Source organism: Paraburkholderia sp., assembly GCF_026225065.1.
GTDB lineage: Bacteria > Pseudomonadota > Gammaproteobacteria > Burkholderiales > Burkholderiaceae > Paraburkholderia.
Genome location: NZ_JAMFSB010000239.1, coordinates 1 through 23,437, shown reverse-complemented (window position 1 = coordinate 23,437; position 23,437 = coordinate 1). Strand labels below are relative to the sequence as shown.

The following is a 23,437-nucleotide window of genomic DNA, read 5'->3' as shown; positions in this document are numbered from 1 at the left end:
GATCGTGAATACACGAACGACAAGGCCGTCGACTTCAAGGCCGTGCTGACGAAGATCAAGGCAAAACACCCGGATGGCGTGTTCTACGGCGGCGCTGACGCGCAAGCTGCACCGATGATCAAGCAGATGAAGGAGCTGGACATCAAGTCGACCCTGATGGGCGGCGAAATGGTCAAGTCCGACACCTTCCTGAAGATCGCCGGGCCGGCGGCCGATGGCGTAGTAGCCTCGCTGGCAGGCCTGCCGATGGACAACATGCCGGGCGGCAAGAAGTACCTTGACGACTACAAGAAGCGCTTCGGCAAGGATCCGGAAACGTACTCGCCGTACGGCTATGACGGCGCGACGGCCCTCTTCATGGCGATGAAGGCGGCGAACTCGACGGACCCGGCGAAGTACCTGCCTTTCCTCGCGAAGACGAGCATGCCTTCGGTGACGTCGGCGGACCTCGGCTATGACGCGAAGGGCGATCTGAAGAACGGCGGTATCACAGTTTATAAGGTTGTCGACGGTAAGTGGACGACGCTGCAGACAGTGGGCGGTAAGTAAGCAAGCAGGTGTTTCACACGGGTGGCGGCGCTCGGCCGCCGCCCGTGCCACGCTTTAATTCTTCAAACTGGACGGGGTTCCGGCATCAGTTCGGCGTCTCACCCGTTGCGGTTCTCTCCGATACTCCGAAACCATAAAGACGTGCGCCTTGGCGCGCCTGACGACAGGCGTGCGTCGCGCCGCGATCGAACCATGGCAGCGTGAAAACGGAGCGGGCAGCCTCATGAAAGCGAACATTTTCCAGATCTTCTACGACGAACGGACACGCGATCAGATCGACCCTGGTTTCATCGCGTTGGACAACATCGAGAACCCGCGCGCAGATTGGCGCGAATACTGGGCGATTCGCGAATACTTCCTGAACAACACGCTCAACAGCAACGAGCTGTACGGGTTTATGTCCCCTAGCTTCGGCGCGAAGACAGGACTTTCGGGGCGCGATGTCCGGAATTACATCGACAGCCATCCGGGTCACGACGTCTACACGTTCTCGCCGTTCATTCAGGATGCGGCGTGCTACCTGAATGTGTTCGAGCAGGCCAATTTGTTCCATCCGGGGCATGTCGAGATTGCGAATGACTTCCTGAAGGAGCTCGGTATCGAGGTCAACCTCGAGACCCTCGTGATGGATTTCCGTACCACCGTCTATTGCAACTACTTCGTAGCAAAGCCATCGTTCTGGAAGACGTGGTTTGCGCTGACCGAGAAACTCTTCGACATTTGCGAGAAGAACGATACGGTACTCGCGAACCAGCTCAACTCGCTGACAATCTACCGCCTGCCGGTCGGCATGAAGGTGTTTCTCGCCGAGCGCATCGCGTCGCTGGTGCTCGCGCTCACCCCCGAACTCGCAGTGTGTCCGTTCGATGTGCGCGCGATGCCGTTCTCACATCAGGGTTTCGCCCAATTCAAAGACCAGATGGTGATGCTTGATAACCTCAAGTCAGGCTATCTGAGCAATGCTGACGAGAGTTTGCTGGCCGGCTTTTTCGCGCTGCGCGGTGCGATTCTGAAGGCGGTCATGGGCGAGGGCGTGGCCGCCACGAAGAACGGTTTCATTCGGACACCGCGCCAAGTGGCGCCCGAGTTGCTGTATGTGTGTCTGGCCGACGAACCCTTGCGTTTCAAATATCCGTCTTTTGTTTCGACCATTCACCTCGGTCAACAGCAGACGGCCGGCAAGGTCAATACGCGCGATCTGGCGCCCGAATGGGAGCCGTACCAGACCCAACTTGGCGCACTGGCGGGCTGCTTCGCACTCAAGAGTTATATCGTCAAGACTCGACTGCAGGTTCGCCGCGTCGGTCTGTGCACGCCGAATGAGTTTGTGACGAATCATGCGATCGGCGACCGCGTCGGTGCCGACTACGCCCACGAGTTCGAGCCTGCGATGCTCGATGCCGCTGTATTGGCCGATGCGATGGAGCCGGGTACGCGCGACTTTGTCGTTGGCGATGCGCCTTCGTTCCAGCGTTCCTCAGGCAAAGGTCCGTGGATTGACCAGTATGCGGACGCTCACTTTACCGAGGACCTCCTGCGTTTCATTGCAGAGGCTGTCGAGCAAGGCGTACTGAATAGGGCCGAGGTCGTTTCGTTTTTTGCCGAGGAGCGTTTCGTGCCAGGCGGCATCGGGTTGGGCGTGTTCCCCACGGATTTCTGGGTCCGTTCAATCACCGGGATCGAAACGGTCGTCCGCGGTTGCATTCAGCGGTACGGGAAAAGAATGGACAATGCGCGCATGCACAACTGGGTACTTTGCGCGGAACGGTTTGGCAGCTATCTGCTGCTCAATCAGCTCCAGAATGCCTATGCGCATACGGACTGGCGGGCGAAGTTTATCGGCCAGTCGAACGAGGTCCAGCAGCAACCGGTGCTGACGGAGTTCGTATTGTCGTTGTGAGTTCGACTTTCCCGGAATTGGGCTGAAATCCCCCCGCTTTTCACCAAAATGCTCTGGCGGGGCTTCCGTACACTTTGCATCAGACTCTACGCACTGCGACCTCATTTCGAACGTTCGGACCATTTCATGACGCTAATCGCCATTACCGGCGCGACCGGTTTCATCGGGCGGCATGTACTTGCTGACGCGGTGGCGCGCGGTCTTGACGTTGTCGCGATTACACGTGCAGAGGCATCCGCGCACCCGCAGCAACGCAACGTGAAGTGGGTCACGCTCGACATCGCCGCAGCGCCGCACAACACCTTCGATCTGCTCGGCAAGCCCGACGTGCTGATCCATCTCGCCTGGGGCGGTCTGCCGCACTATCGCGCACGGCATCACTTCGAGGTCGAGCTGCCGCTCCATTACGGCTTTTTGCGGGGGCTCGTCGAAGCCGGCCTTCCGTCGCTCGTGGTGGCGGGGACGTGCCTCGAATACGGGCTGCGTTCGGGCGCACTTGATGAAAGCAATCCGACCGCACCCGTGACGCCCTACGGCTTTGCGAAAGACGCACTGCGTCAGCAGCTCGAATACCTGCAACGTGATTGCGCGTTCAAGCTCGCGTGGGCGCGGCTCTTTTTCATGCACGGCGAAGGACAGGCACCGACGTCGTTGCTGCCGCAATTGCGCGCGACGATCGAACGCGGCGACCGTTCCTTCGCGATGTCAGGCGGCGAACAGTTGCGCGACTACCTCGGGGTCGACGAAGTGGCGGGGCATCTAGTGGCGCTCGCCCTGAGCGGGAAAGACCTCGGCGCCGTGAATGTGTGCTCTGGCGTGCCGCGCTCGGTGCGCGGCCTTGTCGAACAATGGGTGCGCGACATCGACTGGAACATCACGCTCGATCTGGGCCGCTATCCCTATTCCGACTACGAGCCGATGGCCTTCTGGGGCGGACGTGCGAAGCTCGACCGCATACTGGAGAAGCGATGACTGCTGTACGTGAACTTTATCGCGCCGATCGTCTGCCAGTCTTTCAGAACCGCATGTACGAGACGCAGGCTGAAGCGCACAACGCGCCGCTCGGCGATATGCGACTCGTCGAGGACCTGGAGACGGGCCTCGTCTATAACGCCGCGTTTCGTCCAGAGCTGGCCGTCTATGACGAGCACTATCAAAACGAGCAGGCCGTCAGCGCGCAATTTCGCGCGCATCTCGAGGAAGTCGCCGAGATCGTGACGCGCACGCTCGGCAAGCACTCGATCATCGAAGTGGCGTGCGGCAAAGGTTATTTTCTGGAGATGCTCGCCGCGCGCGGCTTCGATATCACTGGGTTTGATCCCGCCTACGAAGGTTCGAACCCCGCCATTGAAAAGCGTTACTTCGATGCCAATGCAGGCGTCCAGGGTGACGGCCTCGTCTTGCGCCATGTGCTCGAGCATGTCGAAGATCCTGTCTCGTTTCTGAGACTGCTTCGCGATGCGAATGGAGGACGCGGGAAGATCTATATCGAAGTGCCTTGCTTCGACTGGATCTGTACCCACGGCACGTGGTTCGATATTTTCTACGAACACGTCAACTACTTCCGACAGGTCGACTTCGAACGTATGTTCGGCACGGTGCACGAGAGCGGCTATCTGTTTGGCGGGCAATATCAGTACATCGTCGCGGATCTCGCGAGCCTGCGAATGCCTTGCTATGACGCGAGCAACGCTGTGCGTTTCCCCGCCGCGCTGATGCCGCAGGTCGCACAGCCCGCACCTGCATCCAATGGCGCCGTGATCTGGGGCGGCGCGTCAAAAGGCGTGATCTTTGCGCTGCATTGCGCGCGCAATGGCACACGTGTCTCCGCCGTCATCGACATAAACCCCGCGAAGCAGGGCAAGTATCTGCCTGCCACGGGCCTGCGGGTACACGCGCCGGGGGATGTGCTGCCTACCCTGGAAGAGGGCGCGACGATCTACGTGATGAACTCGAACTACCTCAACGAAATCCGCTCTCAGGCCGGCGCTAAATTCAACTACATCGGTATCGACAAATGAACTCATTCCAGCAGGAAGTACGTGATCGTATCGACGCAAACGGTCGCAACCCAGCACTGCGCGAAGCCGGGCTGAAGTTCGTCCGCGAAACGACGGCACCGGGCTACTCGTACAACTTCTCGTGGCTTGGCCGCCCGATCATCCAGTATCCGCAAGACATGGTCGCGATGCAGGAATTGATCTGGGAGGTTCGCCCCGATCTCATCATCGAAACGGGTATCGCACATGGCGGCTCGTTGATCCTGAGCGCGTCCATGCTCGCGCTGCTCGATTTGTGCGACGCCACCGAAAAGGGTGAACTGCTCGATCCGTCGAAACCAAAGCGCCGTGTGGTCGGCGTCGATATCGACATTCGCCCGCATAACCGCGCGGCGATCGAAGCGCATCCGCTGGCGAACCGGATCGATCTGATTCAAGGCTCGTCGGTCGCGCCCGACGTGCTCGAGCAGGTTCGCAAGCACGCCGAGGGCCACAAAAGCGTGCTGGTTTGCCTCGACTCGAATCACACCCATGAGCACGTGCTCGCGGAACTTGATGCGTATGCGCCGCTCGTGACCTCGGGTAGCTACTGCGTGACCTTCGACACAATCATCGAAGCGCTGCCGAATAGCGCATTTCCGAATCGACCGTGGGGTCAGGGCGACAACCCGAAGACTGCCGTGTGGGCGTTCATCGAGCAGCATCCCGAGTTCGAGATCGACCGGCAGATCGACAACAAGTTGCTGATCTCCGTCGCACCCGAAGGTTATCTGAAGCGAGTGCGCTAATCCGCTCGAGCCGGACGCGTCATCGCTCCGATCTCCATAATCATCCTGGACGAAGCAAATCGAAATGAAGGTTGTCATTCTCGCTGGCGGACTGGGCTCTCGCCTGTCCGAAGAGACCCAGGCACGTCCGAAGCCGATGGTGACCGTCGGCGACCGCCCTATCCTGTGGCACATCATGAAGATCTACGCCTCGCATGGCATGACGGATTTCATCATTTGCTGCGGCTATAAGGGCTACGTGATCAAGGAGTATTTCGCCAACTACTTCCTGCACTCGTCCGATGTCACGTTCGATCTCGCGCAGAACAAGATGGAAGTGCACCAGCGCTATGCGGAGCCGTGGCGCGTCACGCTGCTCGACACCGGCGAACACTCGATGACGGGTGGCCGCCTCAAGCGCGCGTCGCATCTGTTGCGCGAAGAAGAGGCTTTCTGCTTCACATATGGCGATGGCGTCGGCGACATCAACATCACTGAGCTCGTGAATTTCCACAAGCGCCACGGCAAGCTCGCGACGGTCACGGGCGTACAGCAACCGGGTCGCTACGGCGTACTGCAAATTGCCGAAGACGAACGCGCCGTGGTGGGCTTCGCCGAAAAGCCGCAGACACAGTCGTCGTGGATCAACGGCGGCTTCTTCGTCGTGTCGCCGCGCGTGCTCGACTACGTCGACGACGACAGCATGGCGTGGGAGAGCGAGCCGATGCAACGGCTCGCATCGGGCGACGAATTGCAGACTTATCGTCATAACGGCTTCTGGCAACCAATGGACACGTTGCGAGACAAGCAACAGCTCGACGCCATCTGGGCGACGGGCCACGCACCCTGGAAGAGCTGGTGATGAATCTGGCGTTCTGGCACAGGCGCCGCGTGTTCGTCACCGGACACACCGGCTTCAAGGGGAGTTGGCTGTGCCTTTGGCTGCAGCAGCTTGGCGCGCAGGTCACTGGCTTCGCGCTCGACGCGCCGACAAAGCCTTCGCTCTTCGAAGCGGCCGAAGTGGCTTCGGGTATGACCCACATCGTCGGCGACGTGCGGGATGCAAGGAGCGTGCGCGACGCAATGCAAGCGGCGCGTCCTGAAGTGGTGCTTCACCTCGCTGCGCAATCGCTGGTTCGTCAGTCCTATGTCGATCCGATCGAAACATACGCGACCAACGTGATGGGCACGGTGCATGTGCTCGATGCGGTCCGTCACCTGGACGGCGTGCGCGCCGTCGTGAACGTGACGAGCGACAAGTGCTACGAGAACCGCGAAGTCGAGCGGGGTTATGTCGAACACGATGCGCTAGGTGGCCACGACCCCTACAGCAACAGCAAAGGTTGTTCCGAACTGGTGACGGCCTGCTATCGACAATCGTTTTTCAACGGAACATCGAAGACCGCCATTGCCAGCGCGCGCGCCGGCAATGTCATCGGCGGCGGCGACTGGGCCGCGAATCGGCTCGTGCCGGACCTGTTGCGCGCCTTCGATCGGGGCGAGCCTGCCATTGTGCGCCGGCCGCATTCCGTGCGGCCCTGGCAGCATGTGCTCGAACCGCTCGCAGGCTATCTCGCGCTCGCTGAACGCCTATTCGAAGACGGCACGCAATTCGCCGGCGCCTGGAACTTCGGCCCCCTCTCGGACGACATGCGCTCAGTGGAAGAAATCGCACAAGTACTGGTTTCGTCGCTCGGCGATGGCGCATCGTTCATCGCCCAGCCCGAGGCCAACGCGCCGCATGAAGCGGGGCTTCTATTGCTCGATGCGAGCAAAGCGCGCGATCGCCTCGGCTGGGACACGCTGCTTAAACTCGACGAAGCGCTGCAGTGGATCGCCGAATGGCAACGGGCGCACCGCAACGGATTGCCAGCGCGAAAGATCACGCTCGCACAGATCGCGCGCTACGAAGCTCGCTTCAACGCAGCGGCTACCGTGCAAAACTGAGGAAGATGTCTTGAACTGCCGTCACTGTGGTCAACCGCTTACACTCCCGTTCGTCGATCTGGGCTTCGCACCGCCGTCAAATGCCTATCTGAGCGCCGACGACCTGACGCGCCCGGAGCGCTATTACCCGCTCAAGCTTTTTGTTTGCACGGACTGCTGGCTCGTGCAGACGGAAGACTATGCGTCGCGCGAGGCATTGTTCGACGCGGACTACGCGTATTTCTCGTCGGTATCGCAGAGCTGGCTCGCGCATGCGCGCCGCTACGTGACATCGATTACGGAGGATCTGTCGCTTGGCACGGATTCGTTCGTGGTCGAGGTCGCATCGAACGATGGCTATCTTTTGCGCAACTTCGTCGCCGCCGGCGTGCCGTGTCTCGGTATCGAACCGACAGCCAGCACGGCGGCCGCCGCGGAAGCGCTAGGCGTGCCGGTGCTGCGTGAATTCTTCGGCGCCGGGCTCGCGCGTACGCTTTCCGAGCGTGGCCAGTGCGCCGATCTGATCATCGGCAACAACGTGTTCGCACACGTGCCAGATGTCAACGATTTCACGCTCGGTCTGAAAGTCGCGTTGAAGCCCGGCGGCACGACCACGCTGGAGTTTCCGCACCTCGTCCGCCTGATCGAAGAGGGGCAGTTCGACACCGTCTATCACGAGCACTTCTCGTACTTCTCGCTGTATGCGGTCGAACGCATCTTCGCGAAGGCAGGGTTGCGCGTGTACCGCGTTGAGCAGTTGAAAACGCATGGCGGCAGTCTGCGCGTCTATGGGTGCCACATCGACGACGCGCGCGCCGACGACGCCTCCGTCGTGCGGATTCGTGCGCTCGAAAGCGAATGCGGCATCACCAGGCCAACGACGTATCAGGGCTTTCAAAGCCGCGTTAACACCACGAAGAACAGCTTGCTGCGTTTCCTGATTGACAGCAAGGAGGCGGGCGTCGTCGTGGCCGCGTATGGCGCAGCGGCAAAAGGCAATACGCTTCTTAACTATGCCGGCGTCAAGCCGGACTTGCTGCCGTTCGTCTGCGACTTTGCGCCATCGAAGCAAGGCAAGTTCATGCCGGGTAGCCACATTCCGATTGTGTCTCCCGCAGAACTCTCGCGTGTGAAGCCGGACGTCGTGCTGATCCTGCCGTGGAATATCTCGGATGAGATCATCGCTCAACAGTCTGCAGTGCTCGGCAAAGAAACGCGCTTCGCCGTGGCCCTGCCTGAAGTCCGATATCTTTAACGTCGGGCGGTGCGTCGAAGAAGAACAGCGCATTCATTCGAATAGCGTTGTTCTTCGTTTAGCTTTAGGCGGCGTCGTTCAAATATTGCGCGACGCTCGGTAGCGCACGATCGCGGTCGGACAGCGACGCAATGTCGTGCGGCCACGCGATCGCAAGCTGTGGATCGTCGTGCGCGATGCCCCGTTCGGCAGTTGGTGCATAGAAAGCTGTATGCAGATAGAGAAGATTGCTATCGGGTTCGAGCGTCTGGAAACCGTGCGCGCAACCTTCAGGGATGAATACAGCAAGGGCATTGTGCGGGGACAACTCGACTGCATGCCATTGAAGGAAGGTCGGCGAGTCGCGCCGCAAGTCGACGATGACGTCCCACACCCGTCCTTCCAGGCAGCGCACCCACTTCGCATCCGCATCGGCGCCCGCCTGAAAGTGCATGCCCCGCACGGTGCCTGCCGTCACGGTATGTGACCAATTGATCTGGACGATGTCGCGTGTGCCATGCGCGTCGCCGAAATCGCGCGCGCAGAAAAGGCGCGTGAAGCTGCCGCGCTTGTCTTCGTGTGGCGTGCTTTGCGCAAGGTAGGCTCCGGCAATCGGCAAAGCGGTTAAATTGTTCGCCGTCATGTGGCGCTGCCGACGGCGTAGACGGTCGATTCGTCGCTGTTGTACAGGTTCAGTTGTCCGATGAACGCAGCGTTGTCGTCGATCGTGCCGTAACGCTCTGCGATGTACTTCAACAACAGATGGCTGCCCAGGCGCTCGACGCAGAATGCCCAACGACGCGCCTGATACCCCTCTCGGGTGGTTGGATCGTGCTTTACGCATGCGAGCACGACACGTTCGATTGTAGTTATCGCTTCGACCCAGAACGCGGCGGGGAATACACCCATTTCAATGCCGCCCGGAACGAAACGCTCTGTGTCGAAAAACGCCGCGATCTCATGCTGGCCGAGCACGCCCAGTTCGATCGCTTCCGAAACGAAGCGGAGCAGATCTTCGACGGGATGCGCAGCACAGTATTGGCTCAGGCAGCCGCCCTCCAGAGCGTAGTATTGTCCGATCAGCAAATCGTCGTTGCCGGGCAGCATGACTTTGGCGAGATGGGTGCTCGTGAGAATGTGCTTGCCGATGACATCCATCACCGAATAGTTCGGCGCCGGCACACCCCCTATCTTCGACGTCGACACGAACTTGCGGTACTGGCACATGGCAACGCGTCGGAGCTGCAACCCGTTCCTGACGATGTAGTTCTTCAACGCAAAGCAGCCAGCAAGCGACCCGAGTTGCGGGTGATACGGCTCCCATTCGGGCGCAAGGTCGCGCAGGTTGGTCCTGCCTTCCCGTTGCGACTGGCCGAGATAGATCGGCATGACGAATGACGGATACTCAAAGGGCAACTCGACGTGCGTGTAGCACACGTACAGCAGATCCTGCACGCTGAGTTGTGCGGTCGTCATGAAGCCGTCCGCCGCGCAACTGAGCCGTTCGCCTTCGCACGCTTTCAAGATTGCGCCGCGCAGCTTGAAGAAGCTGGTCAGGTCGGCCCGGTTGTTCGACTTCACATAGCCCGATTTGAGCTCGTTCAGAAAGGTGATCTGATTCGCGTACGGCCGCATCGCTGCATTCGACCAGGGCATCGTCAAAACATCGAACCCACGCACTGCAATATCCGGGCACAGCGCCAGCACGAGCGCGGCGAAGCGATCGACGAGCGCCCGCTTGAGCGTGTCGGGTACCACCTGCTGCGCAACCGCCGTGAACGCGGCATCGAGTTCTGCGTCCCGATCGTCCAGAATTTCATGGAGCTTTTCGGTGAGGGGGAACCATGTCTGCCAGAACGACGGATGCGCGACGATCGTCGGGCCCACCACGGTCGAGCGCGCATCCATCACGAGGTCTTCCAGGTTGAGATCGATGCCAATCCGTTTCAGACAAAGCGACGCCAGTTCGACAAAGCCGGGATACGCGACATTGGCCTGCTCGAAGACGTTGACGTGGCAGGCGCCGTCCTGCCCGGCTGACGAGAAGCTGTAAACCTCGTAGCCCGGGTTGTCGGCGATGAACGCATACACCTGCTCGGCGCTCAACCCGGTCTGCTGCTTGAAGTCTGCGGCGAAAAAGCCGTACAGTTCATCGCCGATGGAGGTGTAGTTCTGGAAGAAGTTCCGTATCGCCGGATACTCGCCCCATTCCGCATAGGTTGCGTTGGTCTCGGCGAGTGCGACAAAGCCCGCGTCGCAGCCGCTGCGCGCGGACTCGTCGAGCGGGATCTGGAAGATGTTGGCTTTCATGACAGCGTGCCCGTCGGATTCAGATCGACACAAGGCCCCGGGTGCAATCGTCGTCGCGATCGCGCGGGGCCTTGCATCGGTGCAGCATTACACGTGAAAGTAGCCGGTGGCCGCATCGAAGGGCAGACGCTTCAGCTCGACCTTGTTCAACTCGAGTACCTCGCGCAGTGCCTTGGTCTCTCCCGGGAAATTCCGGTATGCCACTTCGTCCAGCACCACGATCGCGCCCTTCGGCATGTATGGCAGGAACGTCTCCAGCGCGACCTTGGTCGATTCATACAGATCGGTGTCGAGAATGAGCATCGCGACGACGAGGTCCGGACGCGTCTTGACGAACTCGGGCGCAGTCTTCGCGATATCGCCCTTAACGAGTTCGCAGCGCGGAATACGGTTGACCGGACGCACCAGATCGTTCGCTTCAATCATCTGCTCGATCAGCGACATGTCAGTGTCGGCGAACATTGTCGTGTTGATGTCGCTCGGATCGTGCTCAGCATCGATGCCGGTGAAACCCGAGAACGTATCGAAGCCGATGATCGAGCGGTTGATCGCGTAGGGCTCGAGAATCGTCGACAGATGCATGTAGAGCATCAGCGAGTTAGCCCGGTACACGCCGCATTCAATGATTGCGCCGGGAATCTCCTGCACCTTTTTGAACAGCTCGATGCGCGACAGTGCTGCGGTCACGGTGATGCGGTCCGCGAACACGAATGGAGCGCTGGCGACGTAGTTTGCATCAACGCGGTCGAGCACTTCAGCGCGCTTGGCCGCGAACGCCCTCTCGGCTTCGGTGAGTCGGCGCTTGGTCATGTGAGTACCTCCTGAAAACGGTGAAAACTGTCGGCGTGAAAATAGTCGCTGAAGCCGGCTTCGGGATCTGGGCAGCCGTTGTCGACATTGACCGCTCCCCGTCCGGCCTTCAAATCTTCGATATGCATCAGGCGGAAATCGACGCTGAAACGCGTGTTTCCACTGCGATTCGGCACGGTGCCGTGCAGGTGTGTGCCGGAAAACACGATCATCTCGCCGCCGTTCAGGCCGATGCGCAGTTCGTTCGACGTGTTGAGGCTTTCGAGCGGCACGGGATGTACGCGGGTTTCCTCGGTCAGCTCTTGCGAGGCTTTCCAGCGCTCCTTGTTGATCCACTCAGTCAACTGCCAGTCGACCGACGAGTTCTTCACCGGCAGGCTGAAATACTCGGGATTGATGCTCATCGTCTGGTCCGGCGTCACGCCAAACACGGGCATCCAGGTGTTCAGCTGACATTGCACCGAGCCGTACCACGTGTCGCGATGCGGCTTGTACGCATAGCTCACCCCGGCATGCAGATAGTCGTAGTGCGGAACGACGCGCAGACGCGGGACGTCAAACAGATAGTCGGCGGGATTTTCACCGAGTTCCAAGATGAAGTCGCGAATGATCGCTTTCACTTCCGCGCTGTTGGTGAACTGGCTTTTGATGCGCGACACGGTCGTGACGAATTCTTTTACAGACAGCTGCGTGTGCAGCACTAGAGGGTCGACGTCAGGGCCGAGCACCTGCGCGATGGTGTGCTTCGCGAAGTCGCGCAATTGCTGCCCGGTCTTCAGTTGCGTTTCAAGAAAGATCGCGCCTGAATAGATCGCCTCTCTGATGCCGACGTGATTTCGAGCTTTATTTACATGTAAATCCATCGTTGTCCCCTGCGCACACCGGCCTTCAGTTGGGTGCGTTGTCCGAATCTGGCGCGAAGTCCGACGACAGCGCGCAAACATTTGCATCGTCGAGGAAGTATCGGCTAGCTTTGCGCATCCTCAAGCGCGAAAATGACGCCCTAACAGGGCCTAATTCATTTCTCGAAGCGGCTGCGCCGCGTGATACCGGCCTACGCCGCCTTACCCAAGGCTGGCCTGCGCTGATTCCACACCGTTTCGATCACGCGGTCGAACGAGGTCTTCCAGTCGACTTTGCGTTTCTGATCGATCAGTTGCTTGCCACCCTGGACGAGTTGACTGCGCACGACTGAATCGCCGAGTGCCGTTCTAAGGTTGGCCGTCAGCATCGGAATATTGCCGGACGGGTGCATCAACCCGTGAATGCCATGCATGATGCCGACATGCTTATAGGTCTCCAGCGCCGACAGACAGACGGGCACACCGAGCTCGAATGCCTCGAACAGCGACAACGGTTGAGATTCGCTATCGCTCGCGAGGACGAAGACATCCGCGGACGCAAGTTGCTCGAGCGCATCCTTGCCCGACTTCTCGCCGACGAAGCGATAGCGCTCGGGATGCTTTTGCGCGAGTGCGACGAATGCCGCGTCGAGCATGTTGTAGTCTTTGCCGATGAATGTGCACTCCACGAGTTTCTTGTCGTGCAAGTTTTCGACGGCCGCCATGATGTCGGCGATGCGTTTGCGGGGTTCGATCGTGCCGATGGCGACGATGTGTCGTTTGCCGTTGCGCGAGGGTTTGCGCACCGGACGTTCCCGATAGACCGCCTCGTTCCAGAAGGGGATGACACTCACCTCAGTTCGCGTGTCAAATAGGAACGAGTGATAGACCTCGCGCTGAAAGTTAGTCTGCAACACAATGTGCGCGGCGCTCCGGAACCCTGCCGCCAGTGCGGGGTTGTTGATGATCATCTGACGTCCGATCTCGGCTTCGTGCAGCCACCAGACAATCGGCAGCGCGGCGCCGAAGCGCGCGACGACTTCGCCTTGGGACATCGTATTCGCGATGACGAGATCGGTGCCGGTCGCGTTGGTGACGATCGGAATCCCGGCTTCCTGATATCGCCGACGGATCTCGCCATCGCCATCCACGCGCGGCATGACCGAGACGACATGGCCTGCGCTCTGCAGATGCAGCGCCAGATCATAAAGGGCGCTGCTGGCCCCGGTCATGTAGAACTCGTCGTTGATGAGAAGGATGTTCACGTTGTTGGAAATCGTTCGATGTGCCCGGTTGCGATACCATCGCTAGCGCATGCTTGCTGCGTCACGCGGACCCGTGATCCGCTGTGTCCGGATGCAACCTGGGCGTGAAGTGCCCGCAATGCGCCATGGCGCGCCGCGGCCCGGAGAAGCCCTTGATACGAATGTTACGGAGCGCGGCCCGGAACATTTCGTGGAACAGGGGCCGAAATGCGGCCTAATTCAAGCGCCGCCTGTGCTTCTGCTCTTGCTGCCGCTGCCGGTACGCAGGACGGCCCGGAGTACGTTGGGCACGCGTTATCGCGGCTTGGTCACGCGGAGCCGCAACCCACCGCGCGCGTACGTGCGTGTCGCGGGCAATACGAATGGACGGGGATGTCGTCGGAAAATGGACAGTAAAGTGATTCTGGTCACCGGCGCGGCGCGCCGTATCGGACGTGTCGTCGCCGAGTGGTTTGGTGCGCAGGGCTACGATGTCGCCGTGCACTACAACGCTTCGGCCGCCGAGGCGCAGCAAGTGGCAGACGGGATCGTCGCTCGGGGCCAGCAGGCGTGCGCGCTACACGCGGACCTCGCGGTTGCGGCTCAGGCAGCCGATCTGGTCGCACGGGTCTATGAGCGATTCGGGCGGCTCGATGTGCTGGTCAACTGCGCGTCGGTGTTCGGGCACGACCGTTTCGACGATTTCGAGATCGACGAATTCGATCGCGCCTGGGCAACCAACGGTCGCGCCCCGCTGTTGCTCGCTCGCGCCTTCTATCTTCGGGCTCGGGCGGCCGGCTCGACGGGAGCAGTGATCAATGTGATCGACCAGAAGGTTCGCGACAACTTCCACGCGGACCATTTCAGCTACACGGTCGGCAAAGCCGCTCTAGGCAACCTGACGAAGATGCTCGCATTGTCGGCGCATCCGGTGTTGCGCGTGAACGCCGTCTACCCTGGACTTGCGCTGCCGAGCGATGATCAATCGCTCGCCGATTTCGAGTACGCGAGTCTTCATTCGACGCCGCTCGCACGGATCGCCGGACCGCAGGATCTGGCCCGGGCGATCGAACTTCTCGTGGGTGAGGGATACAACGGGGTCGATTTCACCGTGGATGGAGGCCAGCATCTGCGTCGCGTCGACCGGGATGTCCTTTATCTCCATCGGGATCCGGCAAGGAGTGGTGAGTAGGTCGGTCTCGAGGCGACAGGGAGAAAGGACCCGCCCCCCAGCTTTACGCTTTCCGGCACCACTGCACGACTGCACGACTGCACCCGGACACCCAGGTACGACGGCATGACGACACGAGAAAATACGCGTCATCGGTCCTGCTCCCCGTAGACCGATGACGTAACCGGGCTCAACACTCAACGATATTCACCGCCAACCCGCCACGCGACGTTTCCTTGTACTTCGTCTTCATATCGGCGCCCGTCTCGCGCATGGTCTTAATCACCGAATCGAGCGACACGCAGTGACTGCCATCCCCGCGCATCGCCATGCGCGAAGCGTTCACCGCCTTCATCGCACCCATCGCATTGCGTTCGATGCACGGAATCTGCACAAGGCCGCCCACCGGGTCACAGGTCAGCCCGAGGTTGTGCTCCATGCCGATTTCCGCTGCGTTCTCGACCTGTTCGGGCGTGCCGCCCGACACCGCGGCAAGTCCGGCGGCGGCCATCGAGCACGCGACGCCGACCTCGCCCTGACAGCCGACCTCGGCGCCCGAGATCGACGCATTGAGCTTGTAGAGAATCCCGATCGCCCCTGCAGTGAGCAGGAAGTTGATCAAGCCATCGTCGTTTGCCTGAGGCACGCAGCGCGAATAGTAGTGAAGAACCGACGGGATGATGCCGGCCGCGCCATTGGTCGGCGCGGTGACGACGCGCCCGCCAGCGGCGTTCTCCTCGTTGACGGCGATTGCATAGAGATTGATCCAGTCGACCATCGAGAGCGGATCGCGCAAGGCGGCTTCCGGGTTCGCGCGCAACGCGCGATAGAGCTGCGGCGCGCGGCGGCGCACGTGGAAGGGCCCGGGCAGTTCCTTGTCCGCATCGGGGTTATCGACGCCGCAGCCGCGTGACACACAGGCCTGCATCACACCCCAGATCTTGAGCAGACCGCCGCGTATCTCTTCATCGCTGCGCCATGTACGCTCGTTGTCCCACATGAGTTCGGCGATGCTCTGCTGCTTCTGCTTGCAGAGCGCGAGCAACTCGTCACCGCTCGTGAAGTGGTTCGGCAACTGATCGGACGCGGCGAGTACTTTCGCATTTGGTGCATTGGCAGTGACGACAAAACCACCGCCAACCGAGAGGTAGGTCGAGGCGCGCAGCACGTCGCCGGCCGCATTGCGGGCGTAAAGCTTGAGGCCGTTCGGATGCTCGGGCAAGGCTTGCCGGTAGAAGACGATATGTTCGCGCTCGACAAACCTGACGGGGTACCGGCCGAGCAGGGAGAGCTCGCTGCGCTCGCGTATGGCCGCGATGCGGGCGTTGATGGTCGACGGCTCGACCGTGTCGGGCGCTTCGCCAGACAGGCCGAGCAACACCCCGCGATCGGTGCCGTGGCCCTTGCCGGTGGCGCCCAGCGAGCCATAGAGCTCGACGCGCACCGAGGCGACGTCGGCGGCCAGCCCGTCGCGTTCGAGGGCCTCGGCAAACAGCAGCGCGGCCCGCATCGGCCCGACGGTATGCGAACTCGAGGGGCCGATACCGATCTTGAACAGGTCGAACACGCTGACTGCCATGAAAACTCCGAAAGGGGGCTAGGTGGGTGTCGGCAGACAGACGCCGAGCCAGGCGGGTGGCCGGGCGGAAAGCCGCTTGGCGACCGGCAAATACCGTTTGTCGAGGCGCGAGGCGAGATAGAACAGGGTCGTCGCGGACTTCGGATCCCAGTTACCGCTGAAGCCGGGCAGGCCGGCTTCGCGCCGCGTTGCGTCGAAGGGCACGCGCGAGTGGACGTACTCCTCGTGCGTCTGCTGGCCCAGCGCGTAGGGCACGAGCCAATTGAGCGCCGCCTGCAGGGTTGCCCCATTCTGTGCGCGCAAGGTCAGCCAGTCGATCCGGTGGCGCCGGGCGGCGAGGGCAGCCATGGTCAGTGGCTCGAGGTCGTAGACGACGTAATGGACAGCATCGCGCTCGCTGTAGTCGAGCACCTGGCCGTCGCCTCCGATATTGTTCTGCAATTGCAGCGCGAACAGGCGCCGCGCGGCGTCGATCATCTTGCGGTCGTCGAGCGCGAAGGCGCTCATCGCGATGAGTTTGACCCGGTGGCTTTGCCAGTTATTGGTAAAGGTCTGCGCGAGGGGACGCTTGGCGGCGTCGATCTGGGCGATATAGCCGTTGCCCAGGGTCTGGAGGAAGTCGACGGTCGCATTGCGCGTCGATGCGCTCAGTGCGCTCGCTGTCAGGTCGTAGGCGAGGATGAGCGAGTCGAACCGGGTTTCGTCGATCGGATTGAAGCTTGGCGTATAGGTCTTGACCCAGGCGAGCAGAAAGCGGTCGACCATCTTGAGAAAACGCGGGTCGGCGGTCGCGCGCCAGGCGAGCGCGGTGTCGCGCATCAGATCGAGCTCTTGCTCGGCAGTCACCGATTCGTCGTAGATGCCCTCGTGCGGCAGAGTGCCCTCGGTGTGCAGACGCGACAGGGGGTGCGGCGTGTCGTCCACGTGCGCCTGTGCCTCGACGATCATTGCGTGGACGCTCGAATTGGCGTCCTCGCGTTCGCCATTCTGGAGCGCGGGCGCCGCGCAGAAATTCATCGCCGCATGCGCGGCGGGTGTGAGCAGCAACGCGGCGGAGAATGCGATCGCCGACGCGATAGCCGAAGCGGGACCTGAATGGGTGATGCGATGTTTTATAGATGGCGCGGCGGACCTTGGCCGCGCCACGCGTGTGTTGTATACCGCCATGCGCCTTTCTCCCGTCGCCGGTCTGTCCGGCGACTGTGATGTTAACCGCTGACCGCGGGCTTGTCGTCCTCGGTCAGCGTCGACATCACGCGTCGGCGTATTCGGACACCGGAATGCAGGAACAGAACAGGTTCCGGTCGCCGTAGACGTTGTCGGCGCGACCGACCGGCGGCCAGTACTTGTTCGCATGGAGGGACGCGACCGGGAAACCGGCCTGCTCACGCGGATACGCATGCGGCCACTCGTTCGCGGTGACGACGGCCGCGGTGTGCGGGGCGTGGCGCAGCGGATTGTCCTCGCGATCGGCGCGACCTTCCTCGACGGCGCGGATTTCCTCGCGGATCGCGGTCATCGCGGCGATAAAGCGGTCGAGTTCGATCTTCGGCTCCGATTCGGTCGGCTCGATCATCAGGGTGCCCGGCACCGGAAAGCTCATGGTTGGCGCATGAAAGCCATAGTCCATCAGGCGTTTGGCGACGTCGTCGACCGTGATGCCGCTCGTTTCCTTGATCGGGCGCAGGTCGATGATGCACTCGTGCGCGACTAGGCCCCCCGGGCCGGTATAGAGCACCGGGAAATGCGGCGAGAGCTGCTTGGCGAGATAGTTGGCGCTGAGAATCGCGTTCTCGGTCGCCGCCTTCAGGCCGCTCGCGCCCATCATCGCGATATACATCCACGAGATCGGCAGGATCGCCGCGGAACCGTAAGGCGCGGCCGAGACAGCACCGATGCCCTGTTCGCCGCGCACATAGTCCGTCGAGCGCTGGTTCGGCAGGAACGGCGCGAGATGCGCGCCCACGCCGATCGGGCCCACGCCCGGTCCGCCGCCGCCGTGCGGAATGCAGAAGGTCTTGTGCAGGTTCAGGTGCGAGACGTCGCCGCCGAACTGACCCGGCGCCGACAGGCCGACCATCGCATTCATGTTCGCGCCGTCGACATAGACCTGGCCACCGTGAGTGTGGACGATCTCGCAGATCTCGCGCACGTTCTGTTCAAACACGCCGTGGGTCGACGGGTAGGTGATCATGATCGCGGCAAGCTTGTCGGCGTGCTGCTCGGCTTTGGCGCGCAGGTCGGCGATATCGACGTTGCCGTTGTTGTCGCAGGCGACGACCACCACCCGCATGGCCGCCATCTGAGCCGAGGCCGGATTGGTGCCGTGCGCCGACGCCGGGATCAGGCAGACGTCGCGATGGCCTTCGCCGCGCGACGCGTGATATTTGCGGATCACCAGCAGGCCCGCGTATTCGCCTTGCGAGCCCGCATTGGGCTGCAGCGAGACGGCCGCGTAGCCGGTGGCGGCGACCAGCATCGCTTCGAGTTGCGAGACCATCTCGCGGTAGCCGACGGTTTGCGAGGCCGGTGCGAACGGGTGGATGTTCGCGAACTCGGGCCAGGTCACCGGCAGCATTTCGGAGGTGGCATTGAGCTTCATCGTGCACGAACCCAGCGGGATCATCGTGCGGTCGAGCGCGAGGTCCTTGTCGGAGAGGCTGCGCAGATAGCGCAGCATTTCGTGTTCGCTGTGGTGACGGTTGAAGACGGGGTGCTCGAGGAAGGGCGTGGCACGGCACAGCGACGCGTCGAAGCCGTCTTGCGCATCGCGGTCGAGCGCATCGATATCGGCGGCGACGAGCGCATCCAGATTGGCTGCTTCGGCGAAGGCGCCCCACAGGTCGAGCAGGTCGGCGCGCGTCGTCGTTTCGTCGAGCGAGATGCCGACGGTCTGGCTGTCGATCGCACGCAGATTCAGACGGCGTGCGCTGGCCGCTGCGTGGAGCGCGTCGGTATGGGCGCCCACGGTGACGGTCAGCGTGTCGAAGAAGCTGTCGTTGACCAGAGTGAAGCCGAGCTTGCGCAGGCCGCCCGCGAGAATCGAGGTCATCCGGGCAACGCGTTGCGCGATGCCGCGCAGCCCCGCGGGGCCGTGATAGACCGCGTACATGCTGGCCATGATCGCGAGCAAAGCCTGTGCGGTGCAGATATTCGAGGTCGCTTTCTCGCGGCGGATATGTTGCTCGCGCGTTTGCAGCGCGAGGCGCAGTGCGGGCTTGCCTTGAGCGTCGACCGTCACGCCGACCAGGCGGCCCGGCATCTGACGCTTGAATTCGTCGCGCACGGAGAGGTAGGCCGCGTGCGGGCCACCGAAGGCGAGCGGCACCCCAAAGCGCTGCGAGTTGCCGATGGCCACATCCGCGCCCCATTCGCCGGGAGGCGTCAGCAAGGTCAGCGCCAGCAGGTCGGCTGCGACGATCACGTGGCCGCCGGCCGCATGGACCGATTCAGCGAGTGCGCGGTAGTCGCGCACGTCGCCATTGACGCCCGGATACTGGAGCAGCACGCCGAACGCATTGGCTGTGGCCGCGTCGGCAGCCGGGCCGACCTTGACTTCGATCTCGAGCGGCTCGGCGCGCGTGCGTACCACTTCAATGGTCTGCGGCAGGACATCGTCGGCGACGAAGAACACATTCGACTTCGGCTTGCCGACCCGGTGCACGAGAGTCATCGCTTCGGCCGCCGCGGTCGCTTCATCGAGCATCGATGCATTCGAGATCGCCAGCCCGGTCAGATCATTGACCATCTGCTGATAGTTGAGCAGCGCTTCAAGGCGGCCTTGCGAAATCTCGGGCTGGTAAGGCGTGTAGGCCGTGTACCAGGCGGGGTTCTCGAGCACATTGCGCAGGATGACGCCTGGCGTGTGCGTGCCGTAGTAGCCCTGGCCGATGTAAGTCTTGAACACCTGGTTCTTGTCGGCGAGCTTGCGCAGCGCCGCGAGTGCCTCGGCTTCGCTCTTCGCCTGCGTGAACGGGCCGAGCGGCAGGATATCGGTGCGGCGGATGTCGGCCGGGATGACGGCGTCGATCAGCGCATCGCGCGTCTTGAAGCCGAGTGCGGCGAGCATCTCGCGCTGTTCGGCGAGGTCGGGGCCAATATGGCGCTCGGCAAACGCATCGTGGCGTTCAAGCGCATTGAGCGAGAGGCGGTCGGTCGGGTTCGGGTGTTCGAGCTTCATGGCAAGGTCCTGCTGCGGTGCTGCGTGCGGGGGCAAGGTTATCGGTCGAGGTGCGTTGCCGATGTCGTTGCGCCCGCGGTTCAAAAGGAGGCGGCCGCCGGGTCGGCGGTGCCAGCGGGCCGGCCGGTGCGCGGCTGTTCACCGCGCGCCTCCGGATCGCCTAGCGACTTACTCGCCGATCGTTTCGCCGTAAGCCTGTGCCGACAACAACTTGTCGAGCGCGGCGGCGTCTGTCGGCTTGAGCTTGAACAGCCACGAGCCATAGGGCTCGCTGTTGACCTGGTCGGGCGCGGCGGCGAGAGCCGTATTGGCTTCGACGATCTCGCCCGACAGCGGCGCGTAGATGTCCGAGGCGGCCTTGACCGACTCGATCACGGCGATGGCGTCGCCCGCGCTGACGGTCTTGCCGGCTTCCGGCAGTTCGAGGAACACGATGTCGCCAAGGGCTTCCTGCGCGTGATCGGTAATGCCGATGGTCACGCTGCCGTCGCTCTCGAGGCGCACCCATTCATGGGATTCGGTGTATTTCAGGTCTGCTGGAATGCTCATGGGAGTTCCTTGATCGATGGTTCGGGTTAGACGAGCTGTCAGGAAACGAGCGCCTTGCCATTGCGCACAAATGGCAGTTTAACGACGCTGGCCGACAATGCCTTGTCGCGAATCTGGACTTTGACGACGTCGCCCGCGACGACGCCGGCCGGCACGCGCGCGAAGGCGATAGACTGTTGGAGCGAGGGCGAAAAGGTGCCGCTCGTGATTTCGCCGTCGCCGTGGGCGGTGATGACTTTCTGGTGGGCGCGCAGCACGCCGCCCGCTTCGCGCAGGATCAGGCCGACGAAGCTCTGCGTCGCGTCGGGGCGCAGCGCGGCCTTGCCGACGAAGTCGCGCTCCGAGGCGAGCTCGACGGTCCAGGCGAGGCCGGCGTCGAGCGGCGAGACGGTGTCGTCCATATCCTGGCCGTAGAGGTTCATGCCCGCTTCGAGGCGCAGCGTGTCGCGCGCGCCGAGCCCGGCGGGACGCACACCCACTGCTTCGAGCGCTTGCCAGAGTGCGGCGGCGTGGTCGACCGGCAGCGCGATTTCGAAGCCGTCTTCGCCCGTGTAGCCGGTGCGCGCGACCATCGTTTCGCCGAAGGGTGTGTCCGCGATCACGGCGGCGTTGAAGGGCTTGAGGTTTTCCGTGACGGCGCGCACCGAAGGCAGTGCCTCCCAGACCTTCGCGCGGGCGTTCGGACCCTGGACCGCAATCAGCGCGAAGTCGCGACGCGGCGTCAGGGTGAGGCCGAAGCCGCCGTCGGCGTTGAGGCCTTCAAGCCAGGCGATGTCCTTGTCGGCAGTCGCCGCATTGACAGCGAGCCGGAAAAAATCGTCGCGGAAGAAATAAATGATCAGGTCGTCGATCACACCGCCCTGCGGGTTCAGCATGCACGAGTAGAGCGCCTTGCCCGGCGTCGTGAGCTTGTCGACGTTATTGGCGACGGCCTTGTGCAGGAAGCGGCGCACCGCATCCGAGCCGGTTGGCCCGGTCAGGTCGACGACGCACATGTGCGAGACGTCGAACATGCCCGCATCGGTGCGCACGGCGCGATGCTCGTCGATCTGGGAGCCGTAATTGACGGGCATGTCCCAGCCGCCGAAATCGACCATGCGCGCATTCGCGGCGCGATGTTGGGGGTGCAGCGGGGTATGTTTCAGATCGGTCATCGGGGCAGCGCGGCTCGGGCAGGTCGGGTCCATAAGGGGTGCCCGGCCACGTCTCGGCCGGAGCAAGATCCCCTCTGTCCTTTTACCTGAGAGATGGCGCGGTCTCGCGGGCCTTGCGGCTCCACTCGACCCGGCGGGCCGGACACCTTGATCCGGTTTGCCATGCGCTTGCCCCTTCGGTGGGCAGTCGGCCTGCGTGCCGGTCAAACCGGCGCGGGGGGCTGCTGCCGCTCTCCAGAGATACGAAGGCCGGGGTACAACCGGCGTTTTATCGGCGAGCGGGATCGATTCGATCGATCCGGCCGCGCAAAACAGGCGGTTCCGGCTTCGGCGCGACGGTCCTTTTGCCTGAGAGTTTGCGGGTGTTCCCCTTCGGCGGCGGTCGACCGTTGCTGATTGACCGCGCTCTCCCGACGCGCCACGCGACTTTAAGTCAGCCCCCCCGCTGGTGTCAATTGATCAGAAGTGCGTCGGGTGAGCTGACCCCCTCGGCCCGCGCCGGGGCGGCTTCGCCGTCGCGACGGGTGACCCGGTACGGCTCGGCGATCTTTGCGAACTCCTTCAATTGCTGTTCGATCCAGACGGGCGGATGACCGAGTTCGGTGGCGAGGGTCAGGGCGACGCGCGGCGCGGCGGCCAGCGCGGCGCGCGCATTGAGGAGCAAGCCGCGGTGGCGCCGTGCGAGGACGTCTTCCACCGTGCGCGCGAACTCGCAGCGGGCCGCGTAGCGAACCTGGCCGATCGTGAGATCGAGTTGCGGCACGATCTGCTCGTCCGCGCCTTCGAGCGCGAAGACGAGGCCGGCGTCCGTGCCGTAGACGGAATGGTAGGGATCGGGGGCCACGGCGGGAGCGGTAGCGATGGTCGGTGCAGTGATCGGCGCAGCTACCGGCTCGGGCGCTTCTGCAGCGATAGCGGGTGCTTCCGTCGACAGGGCGGCGGCGTCCTGTTTGGCAATCACAGACTCGGGCGCAGCCGAAGCCGAAGCCGTTGCGGATGCCACAGCGGGCATCGACGGTGCAGCCATGACGGGCGCGGCGGGCGCCACGTTCGGTGCGCGCGCCGTTGTCCGCCGGGTGGGTGCGCCGTGCAAAGGCAAGGCTTCCGTCTGGCACGGCCGCATTTCCAGCAAATGCGAGGTGAAGGCGGCGTCGAGGACATCCTCGGCCATCTTCCGGTAAGTCGTCCACTTGCCGCCGGTAACCGTCACGAGCCCCGAGCT

20 protein-coding genes and 2 riboswitches are annotated in these 23,437 nt (G+C 62.3%); of the genes, 9 read left to right on the top strand and 11 right to left on the bottom strand.

The features are described from left to right. The 8 genes from M0954_RS17565 to M0954_RS17530 all read left to right on the top strand — a co-directional run. A partial coding sequence (locus M0954_RS17565) for a branched-chain amino acid ABC transporter substrate-binding protein (RefSeq protein WP_297354571.1) occupies positions 1-549 on the top strand: 549 nt, incomplete at its 5' end. Positions 550-772: 223 nt separating this feature from the next. Then, on the top strand, positions 773-2,449 hold the full coding sequence (locus M0954_RS17560) for a hypothetical protein (RefSeq protein WP_297354569.1): 1,677 nt from the start codon (positions 773-775) through the stop codon (positions 2,447-2,449). A 126-nt stretch (positions 2,450-2,575) separates the two neighbouring features. Next, positions 2,576-3,421 carry an NAD(P)-dependent oxidoreductase gene (locus tag M0954_RS17555; RefSeq protein WP_297354567.1) on the top strand — a complete coding sequence of 282 codons (846 nt, stop codon included), beginning with the start codon at positions 2,576-2,578 and terminating at the stop codon, positions 3,419-3,421. Then, positions 3,418-4,470 carry a class I SAM-dependent methyltransferase gene (locus tag M0954_RS17550; RefSeq protein WP_297354565.1) on the top strand — a complete coding sequence of 351 codons (1,053 nt, stop codon included), beginning with the start codon at positions 3,418-3,420 and terminating at the stop codon, positions 4,468-4,470. The genes M0954_RS17555 and M0954_RS17550 overlap by 4 nt, the downstream gene beginning before the upstream one ends. Then, entirely contained in the window at positions 4,467-5,237 is a 771-nt protein-coding gene (locus tag M0954_RS17545; protein WP_297354563.1) for a cephalosporin hydroxylase family protein, read from the top strand. Before M0954_RS17550 ends, M0954_RS17545 begins: the two co-directional genes overlap by 4 nt. A gap of 64 nt (positions 5,238-5,301) precedes the next feature. After that, positions 5,302-6,078, top strand: coding sequence for a glucose-1-phosphate cytidylyltransferase (gene rfbF / locus M0954_RS17540; RefSeq protein ID WP_297354561.1), 777 nt, complete (start codon positions 5,302-5,304; stop codon positions 6,076-6,078). Beyond that, positions 6,078-7,163 (top strand): CDP-glucose 4,6-dehydratase, encoded by a 1,086-nt coding sequence (gene rfbG / locus M0954_RS17535; protein ID WP_297354559.1) that lies wholly within the window; start codon positions 6,078-6,080, stop codon positions 7,161-7,163. Before rfbF ends, rfbG begins: the two co-directional genes overlap by 1 nt. Before the next feature lie 10 nt (positions 7,164-7,173). After that, positions 7,174-8,397, top strand: a complete 1,224-nt coding sequence (locus M0954_RS17530) for a class I SAM-dependent methyltransferase (protein WP_297354557.1) — start codon at positions 7,174-7,176, stop codon at positions 8,395-8,397. A 64-nt stretch (positions 8,398-8,461) separates the two neighbouring features. Here M0954_RS17530 and M0954_RS17525 read toward each other — a convergent pair whose 3' ends face one another. The 5 genes from M0954_RS17525 to M0954_RS17505 all read right to left on the bottom strand — a co-directional run bounded on the left by M0954_RS17525 (position 8,462) and on the right by M0954_RS17505 (position 13,603). Continuing rightward, positions 8,462-9,019 carry a dTDP-4-dehydrorhamnose 3,5-epimerase family protein gene (locus tag M0954_RS17525; RefSeq protein WP_297354555.1) on the bottom strand — a complete coding sequence of 186 codons (558 nt, stop codon included), beginning with the start codon at positions 9,017-9,019 and terminating at the stop codon, positions 8,462-8,464. Continuing rightward, positions 9,016-10,686, bottom strand: coding sequence for a hypothetical protein (locus M0954_RS17520; RefSeq protein ID WP_297354553.1), 1,671 nt, complete (start codon positions 10,684-10,686; stop codon positions 9,016-9,018). The genes M0954_RS17525 and M0954_RS17520 overlap by 4 nt, the downstream gene beginning before the upstream one ends. Positions 10,687-10,773: 87 nt before the next feature. Further along, entirely contained in the window at positions 10,774-11,496 is a 723-nt protein-coding gene (locus M0954_RS17515) for a TylF/MycF/NovP-related O-methyltransferase (RefSeq protein WP_297354550.1), read from the bottom strand. Beyond that, positions 11,493-12,359: a hypothetical protein gene (locus tag M0954_RS17510; protein WP_297354548.1), complete on the bottom strand. Its 867-nt coding sequence runs from the start codon at positions 12,357-12,359 to the stop codon at positions 11,493-11,495. Before M0954_RS17510 ends, M0954_RS17515 begins: the two co-directional genes overlap by 4 nt. Positions 12,360-12,550: 191 nt before the next feature. After that, complete coding sequence (locus M0954_RS17505) at positions 12,551-13,603, bottom strand: glycosyltransferase family 4 protein (RefSeq protein WP_297354546.1); 1,053 nt, start codon at positions 13,601-13,603, stop codon at positions 12,551-12,553. A 385-nt stretch (positions 13,604-13,988) separates the two neighbouring features. Between M0954_RS17505 and M0954_RS17500 the strand changes: the two genes are divergently transcribed. Continuing rightward, positions 13,989-14,774, top strand: coding sequence for an SDR family oxidoreductase (locus tag M0954_RS17500; protein ID WP_297354544.1), 786 nt, complete (start codon positions 13,989-13,991; stop codon positions 14,772-14,774). A 169-nt stretch (positions 14,775-14,943) separates the two neighbouring features. Here M0954_RS17500 and M0954_RS17495 read toward each other — a convergent pair whose 3' ends face one another. The 6 genes from M0954_RS17495 to M0954_RS17470 all read right to left on the bottom strand — a co-directional run. Beyond that, entirely contained in the window at positions 14,944-16,332 is a 1,389-nt protein-coding gene (locus M0954_RS17495; RefSeq protein WP_297354542.1) for an L-serine ammonia-lyase, read from the bottom strand. A gap of 18 nt (positions 16,333-16,350) precedes the next feature. Next, positions 16,351-17,688: an alginate lyase family protein gene (locus tag M0954_RS17490; RefSeq protein WP_297354574.1), complete on the bottom strand. Its 1,338-nt coding sequence runs from the start codon at positions 17,686-17,688 to the stop codon at positions 16,351-16,353. Continuing rightward, positions 17,585-20,512, bottom strand: coding sequence for an aminomethyl-transferring glycine dehydrogenase (gcvP, locus tag M0954_RS17485; protein WP_297354540.1), 2,928 nt, complete (start codon positions 20,510-20,512; stop codon positions 17,585-17,587). The genes M0954_RS17490 and gcvP overlap by 104 nt, the downstream gene beginning before the upstream one ends. Positions 20,513-20,680: 168 nt before the next feature. Then, positions 20,681-21,061, bottom strand: coding sequence for a glycine cleavage system protein GcvH (gcvH, locus tag M0954_RS17480; RefSeq protein WP_297354538.1), 381 nt, complete (start codon positions 21,059-21,061; stop codon positions 20,681-20,683). Positions 21,062-21,099: 38 nt separating this feature from the next. After that, a complete protein-coding gene (gene gcvT / locus M0954_RS17475; RefSeq protein WP_297354572.1) occupies positions 21,100-22,215 on the bottom strand; it encodes a glycine cleavage system aminomethyltransferase GcvT in 1,116 nt (371 codons plus the stop codon). Between the two features lie 64 nt (positions 22,216-22,279). Next, positions 22,280-22,463, bottom strand: a riboswitch (glycine riboswitch). Between the two features lie 78 nt (positions 22,464-22,541). Further along, a riboswitch (glycine riboswitch) is annotated at positions 22,542-22,638 on the bottom strand. 28 nt (positions 22,639-22,666) lie between these two features. After that, a partial coding sequence (locus M0954_RS17470) for a glycerol-3-phosphate dehydrogenase C-terminal domain-containing protein (RefSeq protein WP_297354536.1) occupies positions 22,667-23,437 on the bottom strand: 771 nt, incomplete at its 5' end.

Bases quoted from the DNA above. Each gene is read 5' to 3' on its own strand.
- M0954_RS17495 (WP_297354542.1), bottom strand. From the start codon at position 16,332: ATGGCAGTCAGCGTGTTCGACCTGTTCAAGATCGGTATCGGCCCCTCG.
- M0954_RS17490 (WP_297354574.1), bottom strand. From the start codon at position 17,688: ATGCGAACAAGTACTGGCCGCCGGTCGGTCGCGCCGACAACGTCTACG.
- M0954_RS17510 (WP_297354548.1), bottom strand. From the start codon at position 12,359: ATGGATTTACATGTAAATAAAGCTCGAAATCACGTCGGCATCAGAGAG.
- M0954_RS17555 (WP_297354567.1), top strand. From the start codon at position 2,576: ATGACGCTAATCGCCATTACCGGCGCGACCGGTTTCATCGGGCGGCAT.
- gcvP (WP_297354540.1), bottom strand. From the start codon at position 20,512: ATGAAGCTCGAACACCCGAACCCGACCGACCGCCTCTCGCTCAATGCG.
- M0954_RS17550 (WP_297354565.1), top strand. From the start codon at position 3,418: ATGACTGCTGTACGTGAACTTTATCGCGCCGATCGTCTGCCAGTCTTT.
- M0954_RS17545 (WP_297354563.1), top strand. From the start codon at position 4,467: ATGAACTCATTCCAGCAGGAAGTACGTGATCGTATCGACGCAAACGGT.
- M0954_RS17520 (WP_297354553.1), bottom strand. From the start codon at position 10,686: ATGAAAGCCAACATCTTCCAGATCCCGCTCGACGAGTCCGCGCGCAGC.
- M0954_RS17500 (WP_297354544.1), top strand. From the start codon at position 13,989: ATGGACAGTAAAGTGATTCTGGTCACCGGCGCGGCGCGCCGTATCGGA.
- rfbG (WP_297354559.1), top strand. From the start codon at position 6,078: ATGAATCTGGCGTTCTGGCACAGGCGCCGCGTGTTCGTCACCGGACAC.
- M0954_RS17560 (WP_297354569.1), top strand. From the start codon at position 773: ATGAAAGCGAACATTTTCCAGATCTTCTACGACGAACGGACACGCGAT.
- rfbF (WP_297354561.1), top strand. From the start codon at position 5,302: ATGAAGGTTGTCATTCTCGCTGGCGGACTGGGCTCTCGCCTGTCCGAA.
- M0954_RS17525 (WP_297354555.1), bottom strand. From the start codon at position 9,019: ATGACGGCGAACAATTTAACCGCTTTGCCGATTGCCGGAGCCTACCTT.
- gcvH (WP_297354538.1), bottom strand. From the start codon at position 21,061: ATGAGCATTCCAGCAGACCTGAAATACACCGAATCCCATGAATGGGTG.
- gcvT (WP_297354572.1), bottom strand. From the start codon at position 22,215: ATGACCGATCTGAAACATACCCCGCTGCACCCCCAACATCGCGCCGCG.
- M0954_RS17515 (WP_297354550.1), bottom strand. From the start codon at position 11,496: ATGACCAAGCGCCGACTCACCGAAGCCGAGAGGGCGTTCGCGGCCAAG.